Origin of the sequence: Granulicoccus phenolivorans DSM 17626 = NBRC 107789 = JCM 15570, assembly GCF_000423085.1 — a bacterium.
Taxonomy (GTDB): domain Bacteria; phylum Actinomycetota; class Actinomycetes; order Propionibacteriales; family Propionibacteriaceae; genus Granulicoccus; species Granulicoccus phenolivorans.
Map to the genome: position 1 here is coordinate 1 of NZ_AUHH01000012.1, position 20,859 is coordinate 20,859.

Consider the following 20,859-nt stretch of genomic DNA (forward strand, 5'->3'; position numbering starts at 1 on the left):
CGTTTTTGCCACCGGTGGGGCAAGTAGGTACAGTTGGTCGTCGGTTATGACGTAGTCATGCCGTCCGGGGCAGAAGGGATTCGTAATGACGACCTCACGCCGTTCAGCGGATCGATCCGGCTTGGTGCTGGACACCCATGATCTGGGCCGCCGCGCGGGCTCGATGCGCGAGGTGGTCACCACCGTGGAAGCCCCGGAAGGCCTTGGCAACGACGTAATCGGCGTACCACCGAACTCGCCCATCGAACTCGACCTCCGGCTCGAGGCCGTGGTCGAGGGCGTGCTGGTCACCGGAGTCGCGCGAGCGCAGCTGACCGGGGAATGCGGACGGTGTCTGCGGCCGATCGAGGATGACCTCGAGATCGACCTGCAGGAACTGTTCCTCTACCCCGACACCGAGCTCGACGACGAGGAGGCCAGCCGCATCGTGGCCGAGCAGCTCGACCTGGAGCCGCTGGTTCGCGACCAGGTGGTGCTGGAGCTTCCGTTCATGCCGCTGTGCCGGCCGGATTGCGCCGGGTTGTGTCCCCAGTGCGGGGCCGATCTGAACGACGATCCGGAGCACAGCCATGGCGACCCGGTCGACCCACGCTGGGGCGATCTCGCCGCGCTGCGAACCGAGCTCGAGCAGCGCGACAACTGAACCCAGAGCCGACCGACCAGCCTGAATCGCCGTGATTCAGGGCACAACCGAGGAGATCATCGTGGCAGTTCCCAAGCGGAAGATGTCCCGCAGCAACACCCGGCACCGCCGTTCGCAGTGGAAGACCCAGGCCCCGTCGCTGGTGACCTGCGTCAACCCGCAGTGCCGCGCGCAGCACCTGCCGCACACCGCTTGCCCGACCTGTGGCCAGTACGGCCCCAAGGGCGAGCGTCGCCAGGTGACCGACGCGGCCAACTGATCATCACGCAGACCGCATCGGCCCCGGGGCAGTCCCCGGTCGAGAAGCTGTGTGCACAGCTGGGGATCCCTCTGGATCCCCAGCTTTTTGTGCTTGCCCTGACCCATCGCTCGTACGCCTACGAGCATGACGAGCCGAACAATGAACGGCTGGAGTTCCTGGGCGATTCGGTGCTCGGCGTGGCCACCACCGAATACCTCTACCGGACCTACCCAGACCTGCCGGAGGGCAAGCTGGCCAAGCTGCGTGCGGCCGTGGTGAACGCCCACGCGCTCGCCGACGTCGCCCGCGACCTCGAACTGGGGCCGATGATCCGGCTGGGCAAGGGCGAGATCCGCACCCACGGAGCGGAGAAGCCCTCGATCCTGGCCGATGTGATGGAGTCGGTGATCGCCGCGGTCCACCTGAGCGCCGGCCATGAGGCCTCCACCCGGTTCGTCCAGCACCTGTTCGTCCCGCTGATCACCGAGGCCGCGGCCGGCAAGGGCAAGCAGTTGGACTGGAAGACCCGGCTGCAGGAACTCACCGCCTCGCTCGGGCTCGGCCTGCCGAGCTATACCTATGTCGCTTCCGGCCCGGACCATCGCAAGTGGTTCGAGGCGACGGTGACCGTCGCCGACCGGGCCCGCGGCACCGGCGCCGGCAGTTCCAAGCGGGACGCCGAACTGGCCGCCGCCCGGCAGGCGGTGTCCACCCTGAGCGCCGAGCAGCCGGCGAACGAGGACTGAGCCGTGCCCGAATTGCCCGAGGTCGAGGTCGTCCGGCGCGGCCTGGTGCCCGCGGTGACCGGGCGTACGATCGCCGCGGTGGAGGTGCTGCATCCCCGACCGGTACGCCGGCACCTGCTCGGCCCCGAGGATTTCGCCCGCACCCTGATCGGGCGGACCTTCGCCGAACCCCGCCGACGCGGCAAGTATCTGTGGCTGCCGCTGACCGACGGGGACGCGATCCTGGCCCATCTCGGGATGAGCGGCCAGTTCCGGGTCGATGAACCCGGCACCCCGGATCAGCGGCACACCCGGGTCCGGTTCCGGTTCACCGACGGCGGGTCCGAGGTGCGCTTCGTCGACCAGCGGATGTTCGGCGGGCTGTCCCTGTCGCCCGGCGGGGCCGAGCTGCCGACCGAGATCGCCCACATCGCGCGCGATCCGTTCGATCCCGAGTTCGACCCCGAAGCGACCGGCCGCGCGCTGCGCCGCAAGCACACCGGGGTCAAGCGAGCCCTGCTGGACCAGACCCTGATTGCCGGGGTCGGCAACATCTACGCCGATGAGTCGCTGTGGCTGGCCCGGCTGCACTACGCCAAGCCGGCCGACACTCTCTCGCGCGGCCAGGCCCTGGGTCTGCTCGGCGCGGCCCAGCAGGTGATGAGCGAGGCCCTGGCGGTCGGCGGCACCTCCTTCGACGCGCTCTATGTGAACGTCAACGGCTCGTCCGGCTACTTCGACCGGTCGCTGAATGCGTACGGCCGCGAGGACGAACCGTGCCCGCGCTGCGGTACCCCGATCCGCCGGGAGGCGTTCATGAATCGCTCCTCGTTTCGGTGTCCGCGCTGCCAGCGCGCCCCGCGGGCGGCCGGTCGGACCGTGGTGGCGCGATGACCGGGCCACTGCCTCAGACCACGGGATGGAATTCGAGTCGCCCGGAACACTCCCCGATCTCGGTGCCGGTTTGCCGCGCCGTGGGGGTTAGATTGGTCAAATCGTGAAAAAGGTCGCGCACTACGTCTTCGTCCGCCACCGCCACAACTGGGTCCAATTGTTCCGGTTCGGGCTGGTCGGCGGTTCCGGCGTGCTCGTGAACATGCTGGTGATGATCGCGCTGAACAAGATCTTCCCCGGCGTCTGGGAGCAGGTCGCGACCCCGCTGCCGGTCACCGACTTCAACATCCGCTGGTACCACGTGTTCAACGCGATCGCGTTCCTGGTCGCCAACACCTGGAACTACCAGCTGAACCGGATGTGGACCTTCAAATCGAAGCACCACGCGAGCTGGCTCCGGGAGTTCTTCCCCTTCCTGGCCACCGGGCTGGTCGCCTTCGCGGTGGGCCTGGTCATCCAGACCCTGCTGCTGAAGTCGGGCTCGCCGATCGCGTTGCCGCGCGACGTCTTCGACGGCTCCACCGGCCTGCGCACTCCGCTGTACTGGGCCCAGCTGATCCAGATCATCATCACCATGCCGATCAACTTCGTCGTCAACAAGCTGTGGACGTTCCGGGCCGTGCGGCACAAGCGCTCCCATCCCACCGACGAGCTTCCGATGGCCGCTCCCGTGGTTGCTCCCGAACGCGTGGACGAGGACGGCGAGCCCCTGCCCGCGGACCGGTGACCGGGCGGGCCCGACGGTGTACCTGAAGAGCCTGACGCTGCGTGGGTTCAAGTCCTTCGCGTCCGCGACAACCCTGCAGTTCGAGCCCGGCATCACCTGCGTGGTGGGCCCCAACGGCTCCGGCAAGTCCAATGTGGTCGACGCGCTCGCCTGGGTGATGGGCGCCCAGGCCGCCAAATCCCTGCGCGGCGGCAAGATGGAGGACGTCATCTTCGCCGGCACCTCGCAGCGCGCCCCGCTGGGCCGCGCCGAGGTTGCGCTCACCATCGACAACACCGACGGCGCCCTGCCGATCGAGTACACCGAGGTCACCATCGCGCGGACCATGTTCCGCAACGGCGGGTCGGAGTATTCGATCAACGGCGCCACCGCCCGACTGCTGGACGTCCAGGAACTGCTGTCGGACTCCGGCATCGGGCGGGAAATGCACGTCATCGTCGGCCAGGGCCAGCTCGATTCGATCCTGCAGGCCACCCCCGAGGGCCGCCGCGGTTTCATCGAGGAGGCCGCCGGCGTACTGAAACATCGCCGGCGCAAGGAGAAGGCGCTGCGCAAACTGGAGTCCACCGAGGGCAACCTGCACCGGCTCAACGACCTGATCGGGGAGTTGCGCCGCCAGCTCAAGCCGCTGGGCCGGCAGGCCCAGGTCGCCCGCAAGGCCGCGGTGATCCAGGCCGAGGTACGCGACGCGCGCGCCCGGCTGCTCGCCGACGATCTGGTCATGGCCACCCTGGAACTGGAATCCGACGCCGCCGCCGAGGCCGAACTGCGCCGCCGCCGCGCCGAGGTGGAGCAGGAACTGACCCAGGCCCGGGCCGAGGAGACCGCGGCCGAGGCCGCCACCGCCGCCGACCAGCCCCGGCTGACCCGGGCCCAGGAGACCTGGTACGCCCTGACCGGGCTGCGGGAGCGGGTGGCCTCGACCGAGTCGATCGCCGCCGAGCGACTGCGCCAGTTGCAGGCCCGGCCGGCCGAGGAGCGTCGGGGCCCGCGCCCGGAGGACTACGAGGCCGACGCCGACCGCGCCGCGACGACCGAGGCCGAACTGGCCGAGGCGGTACGCCACGACACCGCGGCCCTCGCCACCGCCGGCAGCCACCGGGCCGACGCCGAAGCGGCCGCCGCGGCGGCGGAGAAGCGTTACAGCGACCTGGTCCGGGCGATCGCCGACCGCCGGGAGGGACTCGCCCGGCTGACCGGCCAGGTGGACTCCCTGCGCAGCCGCGCCGCCGCCTCGGTCGAGGAGATCGGGCGGCTCACCGCGGCCCGGACCGCCGCCGAACAGCGCGCCGCGCAGGCCGAACAGGAGTTCGTCGCGGTGGAGACCCGGGTCGCGGGCCTGGATGCCGGCGAGGGTTACCTCGATGTCGCCCACGAGGAGGCCGAGGCCGCCCTGGAAGAGGCGAACCGGGCCGCCCGGGACCTGCGTACCACCGAACAGCAGGCCGGTTCGGCCCGGGCCGCCGCGGCCGCCCGGGTGGACGCGCTGCGGCTGGGCCTGGACCGCAAGGACGCCTCGGCCGCGCTGCTGGCCGCCGGGGGCGACGGCCTGCTGGGGTCGGTCTCCGACCTGCTCCGGGTCGACCCGGGCTACGAGACCGCGGTCGCCGCGGCGCTGGGGCAGGCCGCCGAAGCGGTCGTGGTCACCGACGTGGGCACCGCCCTGGCCGCCTTCGACCGGTTGCGCAGCGAGGATCTCGGCCGGGCCACCCTGCTGGTGGGTGGGGGACCGGTGGCCCCGGGCGCTCCCGCGGGGCTCCCGGCGTACGCGAGCGCGGTCGCCGACCGGGTCACCGCACCGGCCGACCTGGCCCCCGCGGTACGCCGGGCGCTGCAGGACATGGTCGTGGTGGCCGACCTGGCCGCGGCCCGGGACCTGATCGCGGAGCGGCCCGACCTGATCGCGGTCACCCGCGACGGCGACCTGCTCTCGGGCTGGTACGCCACCGGCGGCGCGGCCAAGGCGCAATCGCTGCTGGAACTCACCGCGATGGTGCATGAGGCCGAACAGGCCCTGACCGACGCCACCGCGGAGTTGGAGCGGCTGCGCTTCGCCGCCGAGGGGATCCGGGACCGGCAGGCGGTCGCGAAGGAGCAGGTGGCGGCGACCCTGGCCCGGCTGCACGAGTCCGACGCGGCGATGGAGGCGGTGGCCGAGGAACTCGGCCGGCTCGCCGCGACCGCCCGATCGGCCCGCGGCGAGGCCGACCGGCTCGGCACGGCGATCGGCGCCGCCGAAACCGCCCGGGACAAGCACGCCGCCGGTCTGGCCGAGCTGACCGCCCGACTGGAGCGCGCCTCCGCCGAGGGCGACCCCGACGAAACCGCCGACCCGACCGAGCGCAACCGGCTAGCCGAAGCCGCCCGGCAGGCCCGCGCCGCCGAGACCGACGCCAAACTCGCCCTGCGCACCACCGAGGAACGGGCCCGCTCGGTCGCCGGGAAGGCCGACCAACTGCGCCGCGCCGCGGCCGCCGAGCGGCTGGCCCGCACCCAGGCCGCCGAACGCCGCGAACAGCAGCGACGCGAGGCCGGCGTGGCCACCGCGGTCCGCGACGCAGCGCGGTGGCTGCTGGGCCGCGTCGAGGCCTCCGCCGACCTGGCCGGGGCCGAACGGGCCGCGGCCGAGGCCGCCCGGGCCGGCGCCGAGCAGCGGCTCACCGCCGCCCGGCAGCGGGTCCGGGCCCTGTCGGAGGAACTGCAACAGCTCACCGATTCGGTGCATCGCGACGAGCTGGCCCGGACCGGGCAGCGGATGCGGGTCGAGGCGCTGCAGGCCAAGGCGCTGGAGGAACTCGGCCTGGCCCCGGAGATTCTGACCGATGAGTTCGGGCCGGACGTGCCGGTCCCGGTCCTGGTGGCCCGCGACGGGACCAGGTACGCCGAGGACGAGGCGCCCGAGCCGGTCCCGTTCGTCCGGGCCGAGCAGGAGAAGCGGCTGCGCAGGGCGGAGAAGGACCTCAAGGTGCTGGGCCGGGTGAACCCGCTCGCGCTGGAGGAGTTCGACGCGATGACCGAACGGCACGCCTTCCTCGCCGAGCAGTTGGAGGACCTGCGGCGTACCCGCAAGGACTTGGCCGACATCATCACCGAGGTCGACAACCGGGTCGAGCAGGTCTTCGCCGAGGCGTACGCGGACGTGGAGAAGGCGTTCGCCGGCGTGTTCGCGACGCTGTTTCCCGGCGGCGAGGGCCGGTTGGTGCTGACCGAACCGGGGCAGTGGCTGACCACCGGCGTCGACGTCGAGGCCCGCCCGCCCGGGAAGAAGGTGAAGCGGCTGTCGCTGCTGTCGGGCGGGGAACGCTCGCTGGTGGCGGTGGCGTTCCTGGTGTCGTTGTTCATCGCCCGGCCGAGCCCGTTCTACATCCTCGACGAGGTCGAGGCGGCGCTGGACGATGTGAATCTGGGGCGGCTGCTGGAGATCTACGAGCAGTTGCGGGAGAACTCCCAGCTGTTGGTGATCACCCACCAGAAGCGGACGATGGAGATCGCCGACGCGCTGTACGGGGTGACCATGCGCGGGGACGGGGTCTCCACGGTGATCTCCCAGCGGATGCACGAATAGGGTCCGGCCCGGCCTCAGGGGTTCGCGGCGCGCTCGATCCCGGCCAGCAGGATGTCGAGGGCGAAGGCGAACTCGGCGTCGGCATCGCAGCCCCCGTCGTGGTGCACCTGGGTGGCCATCGCGATCATGGCCGGGTACGCCGCGGCGTACTCGGCCAGGGAGCGGTCCAGCGCGGGTTGTTCCGCGGGGAGGGCGGGGGTGGGGAAGACCTCAATGGTGAAGCCCCACATTCGGGTGCTGAGGGCATGCATCCCGTTGTGCACGACCGGTGGTGGCAGCCCGCCGTCGATCAGGATGGCGATGAGCTCGTCCAGGTAGCGCAGCGCGGCGGGGCTGGCGGTGCGTTGGTCGCGGATCGCATCCGGCAGCCAGGGGTGCTCGAGCATCCGGGCGCGGGAGACCAGGATCCGGGCGCGCAGCCGGTCGCGCCAGGGGGCGGTGACCTCGGGGAGAGCCGTGGCCGGCGGGGGCTCGATCGCGGTGTCGACCATGGCGGTGATCAGCTCGTCCCGGTTGGCCAGGTGGCGATACAGGGCCATCGCCGAGACACCGAGTTCGTCGCCGAGTCGGCGCATGGACATCTCGGCCAGGCCGATCCGATCGGCCAGGGCGATCGCAGTCTGGATGATCCGGGTCCGGGAGAGTGGGGCGTCGGTCGGCATTGACATGGTTTACAGCGTAGACCTAGCCTGGAAGCAGTCGAGGTTTACGCCGTAAACCTCGTTTCGGGGGAGGGGTTTCGATGTCTGTTTCCGGTGGTTCGGCCGAGGGGGCGCGGCGGCTCGCCGCGGTGGTCGGGGTGCTCTATCTGGTCAGCCATGTCACGTCGGTGGCGGCGGTGCCGTTGCTGCGGTCGGGCGTGGCGGCGGGTGGTCTGCGGTTGGGGGTGGCGCTCGAGTTGATCCTGGCCGGGGCGGTCATTGCCACCGGGACCGGCCTGGTCGCGCTGGTGCAGCGCCGGGCGCCGATGTTGGCGTACACCTTTGCTGCGCTGCGGCTGCTGGAGGGGGCGGTGATCGCGGTGGGTACGCTGCCGGTGCTGGTCCTGGTGGCCGGTCCGGGGCTGGTGGGGGAGTCGGCGGTGTGGGCGCTGCACGAGGCGGCATTCCTGGTGGGGCAGGGGCTGATCATCAGTGTGAACACCGTGGTGCTGGGGGCACTGATTCTGCGCAGCGGCGCGGTCGCGCGCTGGATCGGGTGGCTGGCGGTGGTCGGCGGGGTCCTGGTGCTGGTGGGAAATGTGTTGCAGTTTGTCGGGGTCGCGGACCGGGCGGCGGTGGGGGTGGCCGGGCTGCTGGCGATCCCGGTCTTCGTCTTCGAGATCTCCTTCGCGCTCACGCTGATCGTTCGCGGGATGCGGTCCGAGGAGTTTCCCAGGAGTCTGTCAACGGGCTCACAGGAGCCCGCACACGTGTGATTCAACCGTGACTTCTGCCCCTTGGGTCTCATTAGTCACAGGTGTCACACTGGATCAGTCGGTTCTGCGGCCGAATCGACATCTTCCCCTCGGAACCAGCTTGCTGGTGGTCGCAAACGAAGGACATCTCATGAGCATGATCTATTTGCTGATGGCGGCGTGCTTCCTGCTGTCAGTGTTCCTGATCGGTGTGGTGGCCGTCGGGATGCAGCACAAGGGTCGTGACGAGCATCCGCGCCTGGCGCTGATGTTCCGTCGCACTGCCCGGGCCCTGAACGGTGAGGACGACTTGCCGCGGGCCCTGCGTCTGCGCGCCTGACGGAGCCGCAACCCACTGACTCGGGCCCGGGGTGATCACACCCCGGGCCCGAACCATGTCCGGACCGGGCAGCCGTGGGGCGAGGGCTTTGCGCGATGGTTTCTGTCGGGGCGGGGCTGTGCGCGATGGCTTCTTCCGCGCGGGGCTTGCCGCGATGCCACCGGTGTCGCAGCGACGGCGTACGCCCTCGCGTGCGTCTGCAGCGGGTGCGGGACGTGGCTGGTATCGCATGGCGGTCTCTACCGTCGCGGGACGGGCCGGCGGGCGGTTCAAGCAGTCTGTGGGACCCTGCGTACGCGGTGGGCATGGTCGCGAGCAGGCAACACTGGCCCGGCGCACCCGGCTCTGGGGTGACCTGAGGCCCCGGTTCGGTGCGACGGTGCGGCTCGGTGCACCCGGCTCGGCCCATGCCGCATCGCGAACTGTGTTGCCGCGATGCGCCCTGTTTCCTGCATCTGCTGCAACGCCTGCGGGTACCCGCGTGGCGTCGCCGGAGTGTACTTGCCATCGCGGGAACCCGGGGTGGGGAATTACCTGTCGCAGGAAGGCAAGGTCGGACAGTATCCTTCGCGGGAAGCCGCGTCCGAGCATTACCTGTCTCGGGACGCACCCGGCTCCAGGCGGGCGCGGGGACCCAGCGTCTGGTTGGGCACCCAGCTTCGGGGTTGGGTGGGCAGCGTCGGGGCGCCCCGACGCTGGGTTGCCCGGGGTGACGCTGGGTGACCGGGGCGACGCTGTCCGGGCCGAAATCGTCGCGTGCTCTGCCGCCTGGCCGTCGGGCCGGACCGTACGGCTGACCCTGATCGCGCCCCACCCGGCCGCTTCGCCGGACCGGTGTGACCCAGCGTCTGGTTGGGCATCCAGCTTCGGGGTTGGGTGGGCAGCGTCGGGGCGCCCCGACGCTGGGTTGCCCGGGGTGACGCTGGATGCCCGAACCGACGATCCCGGACCCACCAACCAGCCCACCCGACGCCACCGCGACGATCCCGGCCCAAAGGCTACTGACCACTAGGATGGCCGCGTGGATCCGGTCACTTTGATTGTCCTTGCTGTCGTCGGCGTACTCGTCCTTGCCGGGCTGATCGGCGGCGGCATTTGGTACGCCCGCCGCAATCGGGAACTGCCGAAGCCCCCGACCAAGGGCGAGGTGTCCCCGACCCGACCCGACGGCGAAACCGCGACGCCCGGGGGCGGTACCGACACCCTCGAAGCTCCGACCGACCCGGGCGCCGGAACCGCCCTCGCCGAGCGGCCCGAGGCGGCCGGCACCCGGCTGCAGCGGCTGCGCGCCCGTCTTGCCGGTACGAACAATCCACTCGCCCGCGGCCTGCTGAACCTGCTCTCGGCCGATCACATCGACGAGGAGACCTGGGAGGACTTCGAGGCCGCCCTGATCACCTCCGACCTCGGGGTCGGGCCGACCACCGAACTGATCGACAAGCTGCGCACCCGGTTCAAGGTCGAGGACGTTCGCGACACCGACCAGGCCCGGGCGATCCTGCGCGAGGAACTGGTCCGCCTGGTCGACCCGACGCTGGATCGCTCGCTGAACCTGGACCGCAAGGACGGCAACCCGGCCGTGGTGATGATGGTCGGGGTCAACGGCACCGGCAAGACCACCACCGTCGGCAAGCTCGCCCGGCTGCTGGTGGCCGAGGACAAGGACGTGCTGCTCGGGGCCGCCGACACCTTCCGCGCCGCCGCGGCCGAACAGCTCGCGACCTGGGGCGAGCGCGTCGGGGTCCCGACCGTACGCAGCCACGAGGGCGCCGACCCGGCCAGTGTCGCCTACGAGGCCGTCAGCCAGGGCGTGGAACAGGAGGTCGACTGTGTCCTGATCGACACCGCCGGCCGACTGCACACCAAGACCGGCCTGATGGACGAGCTCGGCAAGGTCAAGCGGGTGATCGAGAAGAAGGCGCCGGTCACCGAGGTGCTGCTGGTGATCGACGCGACCACCGGTCAGAACGGCCTGGTCCAGGCCCGGATCTTCCGTGAGGTCGTCGATGTCTCCGGCGTCGTGCTGTCGAAACTTGATGGTTCGGCCAAGGGTGGCATCATCGTTCAAGTACAGCGTGAACTCGGCGTACCGGTGAAACTCGTCGGTCTCGGCGAGGGACCCGACGACCTGGCCCCCTTTGTGGCCGAGGACTTCGTGGACGCGCTCCTCGAATCCTGATCCTCGGGCGGACGATGTTGAAACTAGTTGGGCTGACCAGCCCCTTTCTGGCCGGCGTGGTGGTCGCGGCGGCGATCCTGCTGCCGTTCAGCGTGCTGTTCGGATTCTCCCGGGTGGAGGTCAACGGCAAGAAGCGCCTGCGGTTCGGACGCCGGAACCGGCCCGGCCCCGCCGGCACCGCCGGCCGCTGGATCCGGATCGTGCTCGCCCAGGCAGCCGCGATCCTGGCGATGCTGCTGCTGGTCAACAACAGCCTGCACTTCTACCTGACCTGGGGTGACCTGGTCGGTGGTGGCGCGACCGGGCACATCCGCACCGCCCCCGGTCCCGCGCCGACCGTCCCGACCCCCACCCCGGCCGCCGATCCGCAGCATCCGCTGCCGTACACCACCACGCCCACCCCGTCCGGCGCGCAACTGGCCAAGATGACCGTGCGCGGCGACACCTCCGGGGTGAACGCCGACGCGTGGGTGTGGCTGCCCCCGGGCTACGAACAGGATCCGCTGAAGGCCCAGTCCCTGCCGGTGCTCTACCTGTATTCCGGGTTCCCCGGCTCGCCGCAGTCCATCTACGACCAGTTCGAGGTCGACAAGCGCGCCAGCCAGGCGATCACGAAGAACGGCGTCCGCCCGTTCGTGATCGTGATGCCGTCGATCATGACCCACGGCCCGCGCGACACCGAGTGCGTCGACCTGCCGGACGCGAAGTCGGAGACCTATCTCGCCAAGGAGGTGCCCGACGCCGTCCAGCGGACGTTTCGGGTCAGCACCGACCCGAAGCTGAACTTCCTGGCCGGCTACAGCACCGGCGGCCTGTGCGCGGCGAACTATCTGATGCGCCATCCCGACCGGTTCGGTGCCGCGGCGAGCATCGGCGGCTACTTCCATCCCTTCATCGAGGGGAAGGACATGTTCAACGGGGACCAGAAGCTGTACGAGGCCAACTCCCCGATCTGGCAGGCGAAGAACACCAGCAACCCGAAGTCGCTGCGGCTGCTGATCGTGTCGGTCACCGCCGACGAGCACTCCTACAACGGCGGCAAGGCCCACGAGGGCGATTCGAAGGACATGATCGACACCGTGCAGAACTGGCCCGGGGTCGGCGTCCTGCTGCTGGAGAAGGGCGGCCACGGCTGGCAGGTCTACTCCCGCACCTTCGACCAGGCGTTGACCTGGATGGGTCAGCTCGGCCTCTGAACAGCACGGGGCCCGGTGCCGACAGTGTCGACACCGGGCCCCAGCTACCCGAATCAGGCCACGTACTCCAGGTTGGTCTCGGACTCCGGATCGAAGAAGTAGCACTCGCCGAACCGCGGGCGGGCGTACAGGGTCTCTCCGGTGGTGATCGGTTGCCGCTTGTCCGCGCGCAGCACGACCCGCTGTCCCCGGACGGTGACCGGGCTGTCGGGCGTCATGATCGCATCGCAGTAGACGAACGCCTCCGAGCCCAGGTGCTCGATCAGCCCGGCGCGCAGGGGGAGCGCGTCGGGGACCGGATTCGCCGAGCTGCCGACGATGTCCCAGGCCTCCGGGCGTACGCCGACGGTCACCCGGGGACCCTTCGCCCGGGTGGCGAGCTCGCGCTCGATGCCCAGATCGACGGTGTGTCCCTCCCCGATGACGGCGCGACCCTCTTCCAGGGACACCCCGTCCATCAGGGTGATCGACGGCGAACCGATGAAGCCGGCGACGAAGGTGTTGCCCGGGTGCTCGTACAGGTGCGTCGGTTCATCGACCTGCTGGATCACCCCGTCCTTCAGCACACAGACCCGATCGCCCATGGTCATCGCCTCGGTCTGGTCGTGGGTGACGTAGACCGTGGTGACGCCCAGGCTGCGCTGCAGCGCGGCGATCTGGCCGCGGGTGGCCACCCGCAGCTTGGCGTCCAGGTTGGACAGCGGCTCGTCCATGCAGAACACCTTGGGGCTGCGGACGATGGCCCGGCCCATCGCCACCCGCTGCCGCTGCCCACCGGACATATTGCCCGGCTTGACGTCGAGCAGCGGACCGAGTTCGAGCATCTTGGCCGCATTCTCGACCTTCTGGGCGATCTCGGCCTTGGGGACCTTGGCGTTCTCCAGGGCGAAGGCCATGTTCTGCCGGGCGGTCATATTCGGGTACAGCGCGTAGCTCTGGAAAACCATGGCCGTGTCGCGCTTGCGCGCCGGGACCTCGCTGACATCGACGTCGTCGATGAAGATCGAGCCCTCATCGATCGGCTCCAGGCCCGCGAGCATGCGGAGGGTGGTGGACTTGCCACACCCGGACGGGCCCACCAGCACCAGGAACTCACCATCGGCGATGGACAGGTTGATCCGGTTCACCGCCGGCGGACGGGTGTTGTCGTAGATGCGGGAGGCGTTGCGAAACTCGACCGTGGACATGGTCGGTACTCCTAGTTCAGAGAAGCGTTCGAAGAGAGGGGCAGCGTCAGTGAGCCGGGCTCACAGCAGCGGCTTGATGTCGCGGTCGTAGGACTGCTGGGTTTCCTGCTGCATCGACGCGAACACGGTGGCCACGTCCTCCCCACCGAGGGTGATCTTGTCCAGACCGCCACCGATCCGCTTGCCGCCGCCGGGGACGAAGACCCGGGCGTAGTCCTGCGGCGCGGTGTTGCCGTCGGCCATCTGCTTGATCGCGGTGAAGGCGTTCGGGTTCTGCTCCAGGTAGGTCTTCATCGCAGCCTCGTTCTCCGCACCCTTGCGGACCGGGACGTAGCCGGTGCCCTGGGAGAAGGTGATCGTGTTCTGCATGTTGGTGAGGAAGTCGATGAACTTCACCGCGTTGATCTTGCGCTCGTGGGAGATGCCGTTGGGAACGGCCAGACCCGCACCACCGGTGGTCGCGCCCGGCTTCGGGCCGGGGAGGTAGGTGGTGATGAACGGGAACTTGGCGGCCTTGGTCAGCCCGGTCAGCGAGCCGGTGGACTGCAGCAGCCCCGCGGCACCGCCGATGCCGAAGGTGTTGTTGGCGTCCTTCTCGATGCCGATGTGGCCGGCCTTGTACTGGTCCTGCAGGAACTTGCCGGCCTCGATCGACTTCGGGTCGTTGAAGGTGGGCGTCCACTCGTTGGAGTACTTGCCGCCGAAGGTCCAGATCATGCCCTGGAAATACCAGTCCAGGTAGTTCGAGCCGTCCGGGATCACCAGGGCCGGCTTGCCGCCCATGGCCTGGACCAGCTTGGGCGCCCAGTCGGCGAACTCCTGCCAGGTCTGCGGGCCGCGCTTCTCCAGCCCGGCCTGGGCCAGCACGTCGGAGTTCCAGTACATCAGGGTGGTGGAGCGCGAGTACGGCATGCCGTAGTGCTTGCCGCCGAAGGCGTAGTCCTCGCGCAGGGTGTCGACGTAGCTGTTCGCGTCGACGCCGGCTTCCTTCCACAGGTCGTCCAGCGGGGCGGTGGCCTGGTTCAGGGCGAAGTTGAACCAGGTGACGTCGGAGGCGACGATCACGTCGGGCAGGTCGCCGCCGGCCAGCGCGGCGTTGAACTTGGTGGCCAGGTCCTCGTAGGAGGAACCACCGTCGACCAGCTGCACCGGAACATCCGGGTGCTGCTTGGTCCACTCGGCGATCAGCTGCTCCTCCAGGGCCTTGGAGGAACCGGGGTGGTTGGACCAGAACTGCAGGGTGCCATTGCCCTTCTGCCCATCCCCGGCGGTGCTGCCGGTGCCGCCGGCGCAGGCGGACAGACCAACGGTGGCTGCTGCGGCGCTCAGGCCAGCGAGAGCGAGGAATCCACGACGACCGATCATGACTTACCTTTCATAGAACGTTGCAAAGACTGGGTGAATGAGTGAACGGGGGACGGGGCGTCAGCCCTTGACGGCGCCGGCGGTGAGGCCCTTGATCATCTGCTTCTGCAGGAGCAGGAACACGATCAGAATCGGGATCGCGGTGAGGACGGTGGCCGCCATCACCGGGCCCCAGTTGGTCAGACCCTCGTTCTGCTGGAGCTGGGTCAGACCGACCGGCAGCGGGGCGACCCGGTCGGTATCGGCGATCAGGAACGGCCACAGGTACTGGTTCCACTCGGTGACGATGGTGATCAGGGTGAACGCCACGATCGTCGGCCACGACATCGGCAGGACCACCCGGAACAGGGTGCGCCCGAAGCCGGTGCCGTCCAGGCGCGCCGCCTCGAGGATCTCCCGGGGCAGGGACAGGAAGTGGTTGCGCATCAGGAAGGTGCCGAAGGCGGTCCCGGCCAGCGGGAGCATGATGCCCTGGAACGTGTTGCGCCAGCCCCAACCCGCGACCAGGGCGTAGTTGGAGATGATCGTGATCTGGTCGGGCACCATCAGCGCCGCGATCACCAGCAGGAACAGCAGCCCCCGCCCGGGGAAGCGCAGGTACGCGAAGGCGTACGCACTGATCACGCCGAGGGCAACCTTGAACACCGTCAGGCCACCGGTGATGATCACCGAGTTGCGCAGGAAGCCGACGAAGTTCACCTGGCTGACGGCGTAGGAGTAGTTGCCGGGCGCGAACGGGTTCGGCCACCAGGTGATCGGGTCGGAGTAGATGTCGGGATGGGTCTTCAGCGAGGTGATCAGGATGAAGTACAGCGGCACCATGACCATCGCCACGACGATCAGCAGCGCCACGTAGCCGAGGATCTTCACCCCGAGGCCGGCCTCGTTCGGATCGCGGTGCTTCCGCCGGGGGATCTCGGCCTTCTCGGGAGCAGGGGCCGGATCGGTCTGCGGGGGGACGTCGGTCTGCTGGGCCATGTCAGTCCTGCCTGTCCTGGAGCCGGACCTGGATCACCGTGATCACCAGCACGATCAGGAACATGATCGAGGCGACCGCGGCGCCGTAGCCGGCGCGGTTGTTGTTGAACGACTCTTCGTAGACCTGGTAGACCATCGTCATCGTGCCGTTGCCCAGGGGCCCGCCCCGGGTCATCACCTGGATCAGGTCGAACACCTGGAACGAGCTGAGCAGCACGGTGACCGACAGGAAGAAGGTGGTCTGGCGCAACTGCGGCAGGACCACCCGGAACAGCCGACGGACCGGGGAGGTGTCGTCGATCTCGGCGGCCTCGTCGAGGTCCTTGCGCCGGCCCTGCAGGGCGGCCAGGTAGATCACGAAGACGTAGCCGAGGTTCTTCCAGATGTAGGTGACCGTCACCATGAACAGGGCCCACTTCGGATCCTGGTAGAAGTTCGGTGACTCCACCCCGATCCGGCGCAGCAGGTCCTGGATCAGGCCGAACTGCGGGTCGAAGACGAACTGGAACGCCACACCGATCGCCGCGCCGGAGATCACGTACGGGGCGAAGATCATCGAGCGGACCGCCGCGCGACCGAACAGCTTCTGGTCGAGCAGCAGCGCCAGCGCCAGGCCGAGGATCATCGACCCGGCGACCGCGGCCACGGTGAAGATGACGGTGTTCATCACGATCGTCGGGGTGCCCGGATCGGAGAACCAGTCGGCATAGTTGCGGAAGCCCACGAACAGCGGCGGGCGGGTCGAGCTCAGGTTCCACTGGAAGAACGAGATGCGGAAGTTGTCCACCAGCGGGCGATAGGTGAACAGGATCAACAGGATCATGTTCGGGAGGATGAGAGCGGCCGCGAGCAAGATCTGCTGCAGCGACCACCCGGACTTGCGCCGGGGTAGTTCGAGGTCCGGATCCGGAACTGACGTTCCGGGGATGGTCGACGTCATGGCGGTGACTCTAGGGATCGCCGCGTGAACGCCAGAACCCTCGACGCGGGGCCGCGAGGTGAACGGTGGGGGAGTTTTCGTTAACCTCGCAGACACCACCGGGGGCTCGGGTCGTGCTGCCGGGCGTACCGCTTTGTGGGGAAACAGGGCTTTTTGGGTAACCTTGGCCAGTAGTTCATCCGCACCGACCGCCCGTATGCCCCGTGGCGGTCAGATCCGAGGACCCGACTTGTTCGACACACTGCAGGACCGGCTCGCCGCGACGTTCAAGAACCTTCGTGGCAAGGGCAAACTCAGCGACGCCGATATCGACGCGACCGCGCGCGAGATCCGGATCGCCCTGCTCGAAGCCGATGTGAACCTGGCGGTCGTCAAGGAATTCATCGCCGCGATCAAGGAGCGGGCCAAGAGCGCGGAGGTCTCCGAGGCGCTCAATCCGGCCCAGCAGATCATCAAGATCGTCAACGAGGAACTGGTCAACATCCTCGGTGGCGAGACCCGCACCATCCGGTTCGCGAAGAAGCCGCCGACCGTGATCATGCTCGCGGGTCTGCAGGGTGCCGGTAAGACGACGCTGGCGGGCAAGCTGGCGTACTGGCTGAAGTCGGAGGGGCACTCGCCGCTGCTGGTGGCCGCCGACCTGCAGCGTCCGAACGCGGTGGACCAGTTGAAGATCGTCGCCCAGCGCGCCGGCGTCCACTGCTTCGCGCCCGAGCCGGGCAACGGGGTCGGGGATCCGATCCAGGTGGCGAAGGCGTCGATCGCCGAGGCCGAGCGCAAGTTGTACGACGTGGTCATCATCGACACCGCCGGCCGGTTGGGTGTGGATCAGGCGCTGATGCAGCAGGCCGCCGACATCAAGGCCGCGGTCGATCCCGACGAGGTGCTGTTCGTCGTGGACGCGATGATCGGCCAGGATGCGGTGAACACCGCGCAGGCGTTCGCCGATGGGGTCGGTTTCGACGGGGTGGTGCTGACCAAGCTCGACGGTGATGCCCGCGGTGGTGCGGCACTGTCGATCGCGCGGGTGATCGGCAAGCCGATCATGTTCGCCTCCAGCGGCGAGAACGTGAAGGACTTCGACGTCTTCCATCCCGACCGGATGGCTTCGCGGATCCTCGACATGGGCGACATGCTCACCCTGATCGAGCAGGCGGAGAAGAACTTCGACGAGGAGAAGTCGCGCAAGGCCGCGGCCAAGATCGCCAGCAAGGGTGGGTCGGAGTTCGGCCTGGGCGACTTCCTCGAGCAGATGAAGCAGGTACGCCGGATGGGGCCGCTGTCGAAGATCTTCGGCATGCTCCCCGGCATGGGGGAGATGAAGGATCAGCTCTCCGGGATCGATGAGAAGGAGATCGACCGGATCGAGGCGATCATCCTGTCGATGACCCCGGCCGAGCGGGACAACCCGAAGATTCTCAACGGGTCGCGGCGCGCCCGGATCGCGAAGGGGTCGGGGACCGAGGTGTCCCAGGTGAACAACCTGGTCGACCGGTTCTTCGACGCGCGGAAGATGATGTCCTCGCTGGCGAACGGGAAGATGCCGGCCGGGATGCCGAACATGCCCGGGATGCCGCCGATGCCGGCCGCCAAGCGTCCGGGCCGGCAGGCGCCGAAGAAGAAAAAGGGTGGCAAGGGCGTGTCCGGGAACCCGGCCAAGCGCAATGCGGCCCCGATCGAACCCGCCGCCCCGGCCGCGAATCCGTTGGAGGCATTCGGGTCCGGGTTCGATCCGAAGCAGTTCGAGAAGAACGGTGGGGACTTCGAGTTGCCGCCGGAGTTGCAGAAGATGTTCAAGAAGAACCAGGGCTGAGTCCTCGGGAGGGATGCTTCGGGTCGGGGGAGCGTCGTCGGGGTCGGGGGAGCGTCGACCGGCTTCAGGCAGCGAAGCGTCGTGCAGGGGAGCGAGGTCTGCTGCGTTCGCTGCTCGGGGTGGAGCTTCGCTGGTTGGTGGTTGGCCCCAGGGGTGGCGTACGGCACCGGGTGAAGGCTCTGGCGCGTGTCGATATGTCGCTTCGGGGCCTGATTCAGTCCGGGTGCGGGGGCATCCAGCGTCATCCCGGTCAGGGAGCTTCGCTCAGGGGTGGGCAGCGTCACGGCGCCCTGAAGCTTGGTGGCCTTTCGTGACGCTCCATGACCTGGCCGCCGCTCGAACCAGTGTGAAGCCTCGCTGGGTGCTGGGTGCTGGGTGCTGGGTGCTGAGTGGTCCCGGGGGTGGCGTACGGCATCGGGTGAAGAATCTGACGCGTGTCGACATGTCTCTTCGGGGCCTGGTCCAGCGCCGGTGCGGGGGCATCCAGCGTCATCCTGGTCAGGGAGCTTCGCTCCGGGGTGGGCAGCGTCACGGCGCCCTGAAGCTTGATGACCTTTCGTGACGCTCCATGACCCGGGGGCCGCTCGAACCAGTGTGAGGATTCGCTGGGTGCTGGGTGCTGGGTGCTGGGGCTGGGTGGTCCCGGGGGTGGCGTACGGCACCGGGTGAAGAATCTGGCGCGTGTCGACATGTCGCTCCGAGGGCCTGATTCAGCGCCGGCGCGGGGTCATCCAGCGTCATCCTGGTCAGGGAGCTTCTCTCCGGGGTGGGCAGCGTCACGGCGCCCCGAAGCTTGGTGGCCTTTCGTGACGCTCCATGACCGGGTCGCCGCTTGAACAGGCGTGAAGCTTCGCTGGTTGATGGTTGGCTCCCCGGGGGTGGCGTACGGCATCGGGTGAAGAATCTGGCGCGTGTCGACATGTCGCTCCGGAGGGCCTGGTCCAGCACCGGCGCGGGGTCATCCAGCGTCATCCCGGTCAGGGAGCTTCTCTCTGGGGTGGGCAGCGTCACGGCGCCCCGAAGCTTGATGGCCTTTCGTGACGCTCCATGACCGGGTCGCCGCTCGAACAAGCGTGAAGCCTCGCTGGTGGGTGGTTGGGCCCCAGGGGGTGTGCGGCATCGGGTGAAGGCTCTGGCGCGTGTCGACATGTCGCTCCGGACGGCCTGGTCCAGCGCCGGCGCGGGGTCATCCAGCGTCATTCCGGTCAGGGAGCTTCTATCCGGGTTGGGCAGCGTCACGGCGCCCCGAAGCTTGATGGGCTTTCGTGACGCTCCATGACCGGGCCGCCGCTCGAACCAGTGTGAAGCGTCGCTGGTTGGTGGGTGGGTCGGGCAGGCAAGGCGCTGGTTGGTGGGTGGCTCGGGCGGGCGTAGCGGTGGCTCGGCCGGGCGGTGTTTCGTGTCGGGGAGCAATGCTTCGTGTCGGGGCAGCGTCGACCGGCTTCAGGCAGCGAAGCGTCGTGGTGAGGAGCGAGGGCTGCTCAGCTCGCTGCTCGGGGTGAGGCTTCGCTGGTTGGTGGGTGGCTCGGGCAGGCAAGGCGCTTGTTGGTGGGGTGGGTCGGGCGCGCGAGGCGCTGGCTCGGGGGAGCGAAGCTCCGTGCCGGGGAGCGTCGACCGCTTCAGGGAGCGAAGCGTCGTGGTGAGGAGCGAGGGCTGCAACCCTCGCTCCCCGGGATGACGCTTCGCTGCCTGGGTGTACGCCCCCACGCGCCGGCGTTCGCTCAGCCCCGGCCACTCAGGCGTCGCAGTCGATCACCTCGACGCCTCGCGGTTCGTAGGTGACCAGGGCGCAGTTCTGTTTCATCAGTTCCTCACCGACGGTGTTGCCGGTACGCCGGTCGATCACCCGGCGCCAGATCTCGTTGCGGCGGAACAGCTCGCCACGATGCCGGATGAACTGTTCGTCGCGGGCGTACACCTTGTAGGAGTGCGGCAGCGCCCGGTCGGCGGTCAGCGCACCCTCCAGGTAGCGCTCACCGACCCCGGTCGCCAACCGGAAGGTCGCGTCGGTGTCATTACTGACGACCAGGTCCACGTAGTTCCACACGATCGAGCAGCCGACCCCCCAGGGCAGGACGCGGCCCTTGTCGGGGAACGGGTCGAAGGAGTGCTCCGAGCGGGCGGTGACCGTCAGCGGGGAGTGCAGCACCATCCAGTGGATGAGGTTCGCCAGTTGGCAGATCCCGCCGCCGACTCCGGCGATGGCACGACCGTTGGTGAGCCGCATTCCCTCGACGAACCCGCGGGCGCGGGTGCAGTTGCCGACGGTCCGGTTGAACGAGAACGACTCGCCGGGTCGGATCAGGATCCCGTCGGTCTCGGCCGACGCGAGCCGCAGATTGATCACCTTGTTGTGCTGCAGCCGCATCTCGTCGGCACTGAGTTCGCGCAGCAACAGCGAGTTGTGCTGTTTCACCCGATGTTCAAGGGGGTCGGTGGCGTGGGTCCGGGCGTACACCCGGTCGTCGGTGCGCCAGCGCAGGTGCTGACGCAGCTGGTGGGCCCGAACCGCCAGCGGATACAGCGCCGGGATCCGTTCGGTCAGCCGCCGGGCGGCAGTGACCCGCTCCGGTGGAACGAACCCGGCCGGCGGCGGAACGAATGTCAGGCTGGGTTCGGGGGTCAGGGCAATCGACATGGCGCTGGGCACTCCTTCGTGGGTCGTGGGCA

17 protein-coding genes are annotated in these 20,859 nt (G+C 68.9%); 11 read left to right on the forward strand and 6 right to left on the reverse strand.

Going from position 1 to position 20,859, the window contains the following annotated elements; translation table 11 throughout:
- The first annotated feature begins 85 nt into the window (after positions 1–85).
- The 6 genes from G531_RS0106240 to smc all read left to right on the forward strand — a co-directional run bounded on the left by G531_RS0106240 (position 86) and on the right by smc (position 6,795).
- Positions 86–643, forward strand: a complete 558-nt coding sequence (locus tag G531_RS0106240) for a YceD family protein (RefSeq protein WP_026926580.1) — start codon at positions 86–88, stop codon at positions 641–643.
- 61 nt (positions 644–704) lie between these two features.
- A complete protein-coding gene (gene rpmF / locus G531_RS0106245) occupies positions 705–902 on the forward strand; it encodes a 50S ribosomal protein L32 (RefSeq protein ID WP_026926581.1) in 198 nt (65 codons plus the stop codon).
- A gap of 89 nt (positions 903–991) precedes the next feature.
- Positions 992–1,630 carry a ribonuclease III gene (gene rnc / locus G531_RS0106250; protein WP_245630519.1) on the forward strand — a complete coding sequence of 213 codons (639 nt, stop codon included), beginning with the start codon at positions 992–994 and terminating at the stop codon, positions 1,628–1,630.
- A gap of 3 nt (positions 1,631–1,633) precedes the next feature.
- Complete coding sequence (gene mutM / locus G531_RS0106255; RefSeq protein ID WP_026926583.1) at positions 1,634–2,503, forward strand: bifunctional DNA-formamidopyrimidine glycosylase/DNA-(apurinic or apyrimidinic site) lyase; 870 nt, start codon at positions 1,634–1,636, stop codon at positions 2,501–2,503.
- Positions 2,504–2,606: 103 nt separating this feature from the next.
- Complete coding sequence (locus G531_RS20900; protein WP_051215142.1) at positions 2,607–3,230, forward strand: GtrA family protein; 624 nt, start codon at positions 2,607–2,609, stop codon at positions 3,228–3,230.
- Positions 3,231–3,246: 16 nt separating this feature from the next.
- A complete protein-coding gene (smc, locus tag G531_RS0106265) occupies positions 3,247–6,795 on the forward strand; it encodes a chromosome segregation protein SMC (protein WP_026926584.1) in 3,549 nt (1,182 codons plus the stop codon).
- 14 nt (positions 6,796–6,809) lie between these two features.
- Here smc and G531_RS0106270 read toward each other — a convergent pair whose 3' ends face one another.
- Positions 6,810–7,463, reverse strand: coding sequence for a TetR/AcrR family transcriptional regulator (locus tag G531_RS0106270; RefSeq protein WP_026926585.1), 654 nt, complete (start codon positions 7,461–7,463; stop codon positions 6,810–6,812).
- A 74-nt stretch (positions 7,464–7,537) separates the two neighbouring features.
- Between G531_RS0106270 and G531_RS20905 the strand changes: the two genes are divergently transcribed.
- The 4 genes from G531_RS20905 (at position 7,538) to G531_RS0106290 (ending at position 11,906) form a co-directional block, all read left to right on the forward strand.
- Positions 7,538–8,212, forward strand: coding sequence for a DUF4386 domain-containing protein (locus tag G531_RS20905; RefSeq protein ID WP_051215143.1), 675 nt, complete (start codon positions 7,538–7,540; stop codon positions 8,210–8,212).
- 130 nt (positions 8,213–8,342) lie between these two features.
- The gene (locus G531_RS0106280) at positions 8,343–8,531 is read left to right on the forward strand and encodes a hypothetical protein (protein WP_026926586.1); all 189 of its coding nucleotides are present in this window, start codon (positions 8,343–8,345) and stop codon (positions 8,529–8,531) included.
- Between the two features lie 1,021 nt (positions 8,532–9,552).
- Positions 9,553–10,710, forward strand: a complete 1,158-nt coding sequence (gene ftsY, locus G531_RS0106285; RefSeq protein ID WP_026926587.1) for a signal recognition particle-docking protein FtsY — start codon at positions 9,553–9,555, stop codon at positions 10,708–10,710.
- Positions 10,711–10,724: 14 nt separating this feature from the next.
- The gene (locus G531_RS0106290; protein WP_081683883.1) at positions 10,725–11,906 is read left to right on the forward strand and encodes an alpha/beta hydrolase; all 1,182 of its coding nucleotides are present in this window, start codon (positions 10,725–10,727) and stop codon (positions 11,904–11,906) included.
- Positions 11,907–11,959: 53 nt separating this feature from the next.
- Here the strand turns inward: G531_RS0106290 and G531_RS0106295 are convergent, their stop codons facing one another.
- Genes G531_RS0106295 through G531_RS0106310 form a run of 4 tightly spaced genes read right to left on the reverse strand, consistent with a single transcriptional unit; the run spans position 11,960 to position 16,376 of the window.
- Entirely contained in the window at positions 11,960–13,093 is a 1,134-nt protein-coding gene (locus tag G531_RS0106295) for an ABC transporter ATP-binding protein (RefSeq protein WP_026926589.1), read from the reverse strand.
- A 60-nt stretch (positions 13,094–13,153) separates the two neighbouring features.
- A complete protein-coding gene (locus tag G531_RS0106300; protein ID WP_026926590.1) occupies positions 13,154–14,458 on the reverse strand; it encodes an ABC transporter substrate-binding protein in 1,305 nt (434 codons plus the stop codon).
- 60 nt (positions 14,459–14,518) lie between these two features.
- Entirely contained in the window at positions 14,519–15,436 is a 918-nt protein-coding gene (locus tag G531_RS0106305; protein ID WP_081683884.1) for a carbohydrate ABC transporter permease, read from the reverse strand.
- 1 nt (position 15,437) lies between these two features.
- Positions 15,438–16,376 carry a carbohydrate ABC transporter permease gene (locus G531_RS0106310; protein WP_026926592.1) on the reverse strand — a complete coding sequence of 313 codons (939 nt, stop codon included), beginning with the start codon at positions 16,374–16,376 and terminating at the stop codon, positions 15,438–15,440.
- Between the two features lie 229 nt (positions 16,377–16,605).
- Between G531_RS0106310 and ffh the strand changes: the two genes are divergently transcribed.
- Positions 16,606–18,189 carry a signal recognition particle protein gene (gene ffh / locus G531_RS0106315; protein ID WP_026926593.1) on the forward strand — a complete coding sequence of 528 codons (1,584 nt, stop codon included), beginning with the start codon at positions 16,606–16,608 and terminating at the stop codon, positions 18,187–18,189.
- 1,735 nt (positions 18,190–19,924) lie between these two features.
- On the opposite strand, the gene G531_RS0106320 is transcribed toward ffh, so the two are convergent.
- Complete coding sequence (locus G531_RS0106320) at positions 19,925–20,827, reverse strand: VanW family protein (RefSeq protein WP_081683885.1); 903 nt, start codon at positions 20,825–20,827, stop codon at positions 19,925–19,927.
- Positions 20,828–20,859: the final 32 nt, after the last annotated feature.

What these genes read in the sequence shown, in the direction of transcription:
- G531_RS0106240 (WP_026926580.1), top strand. Translation starts at nt 86, where the DNA reads ATGACGACCTCACGCCGTTCAGCGGATCGATCCGGCTTGGTGCTGGAC.
- G531_RS0106270 (WP_026926585.1), bottom strand. Translation starts at nt 7,463, where the DNA reads ATGTCAATGCCGACCGACGCCCCACTCTCCCGGACCCGGATCATCCAG.
- G531_RS20905 (WP_051215143.1), top strand. Translation starts at nt 7,538, where the DNA reads ATGTCTGTTTCCGGTGGTTCGGCCGAGGGGGCGCGGCGGCTCGCCGCG.
- G531_RS0106280 (WP_026926586.1), top strand. Translation starts at nt 8,343, where the DNA reads ATGAGCATGATCTATTTGCTGATGGCGGCGTGCTTCCTGCTGTCAGTG.
- G531_RS0106290 (WP_081683883.1), top strand. Translation starts at nt 10,725, where the DNA reads ATGTTGAAACTAGTTGGGCTGACCAGCCCCTTTCTGGCCGGCGTGGTG.
- G531_RS0106295 (WP_026926589.1), bottom strand. Translation starts at nt 13,093, where the DNA reads ATGTCCACGGTCGAGTTTCGCAACGCCTCCCGCATCTACGACAACACC.
- G531_RS0106300 (WP_026926590.1), bottom strand. Translation starts at nt 14,458, where the DNA reads ATGATCGGTCGTCGTGGATTCCTCGCTCTCGCTGGCCTGAGCGCCGCA.
- G531_RS0106305 (WP_081683884.1), bottom strand. Translation starts at nt 15,436, where the DNA reads ATGGCCCAGCAGACCGACGTCCCCCCGCAGACCGATCCGGCCCCTGCT.
- G531_RS0106310 (WP_026926592.1), bottom strand. Translation starts at nt 16,376, where the DNA reads ATGACGTCGACCATCCCCGGAACGTCAGTTCCGGATCCGGACCTCGAA.
- G531_RS0106320 (WP_081683885.1), bottom strand. Translation starts at nt 20,827, where the DNA reads ATGTCGATTGCCCTGACCCCCGAACCCAGCCTGACATTCGTTCCGCCG.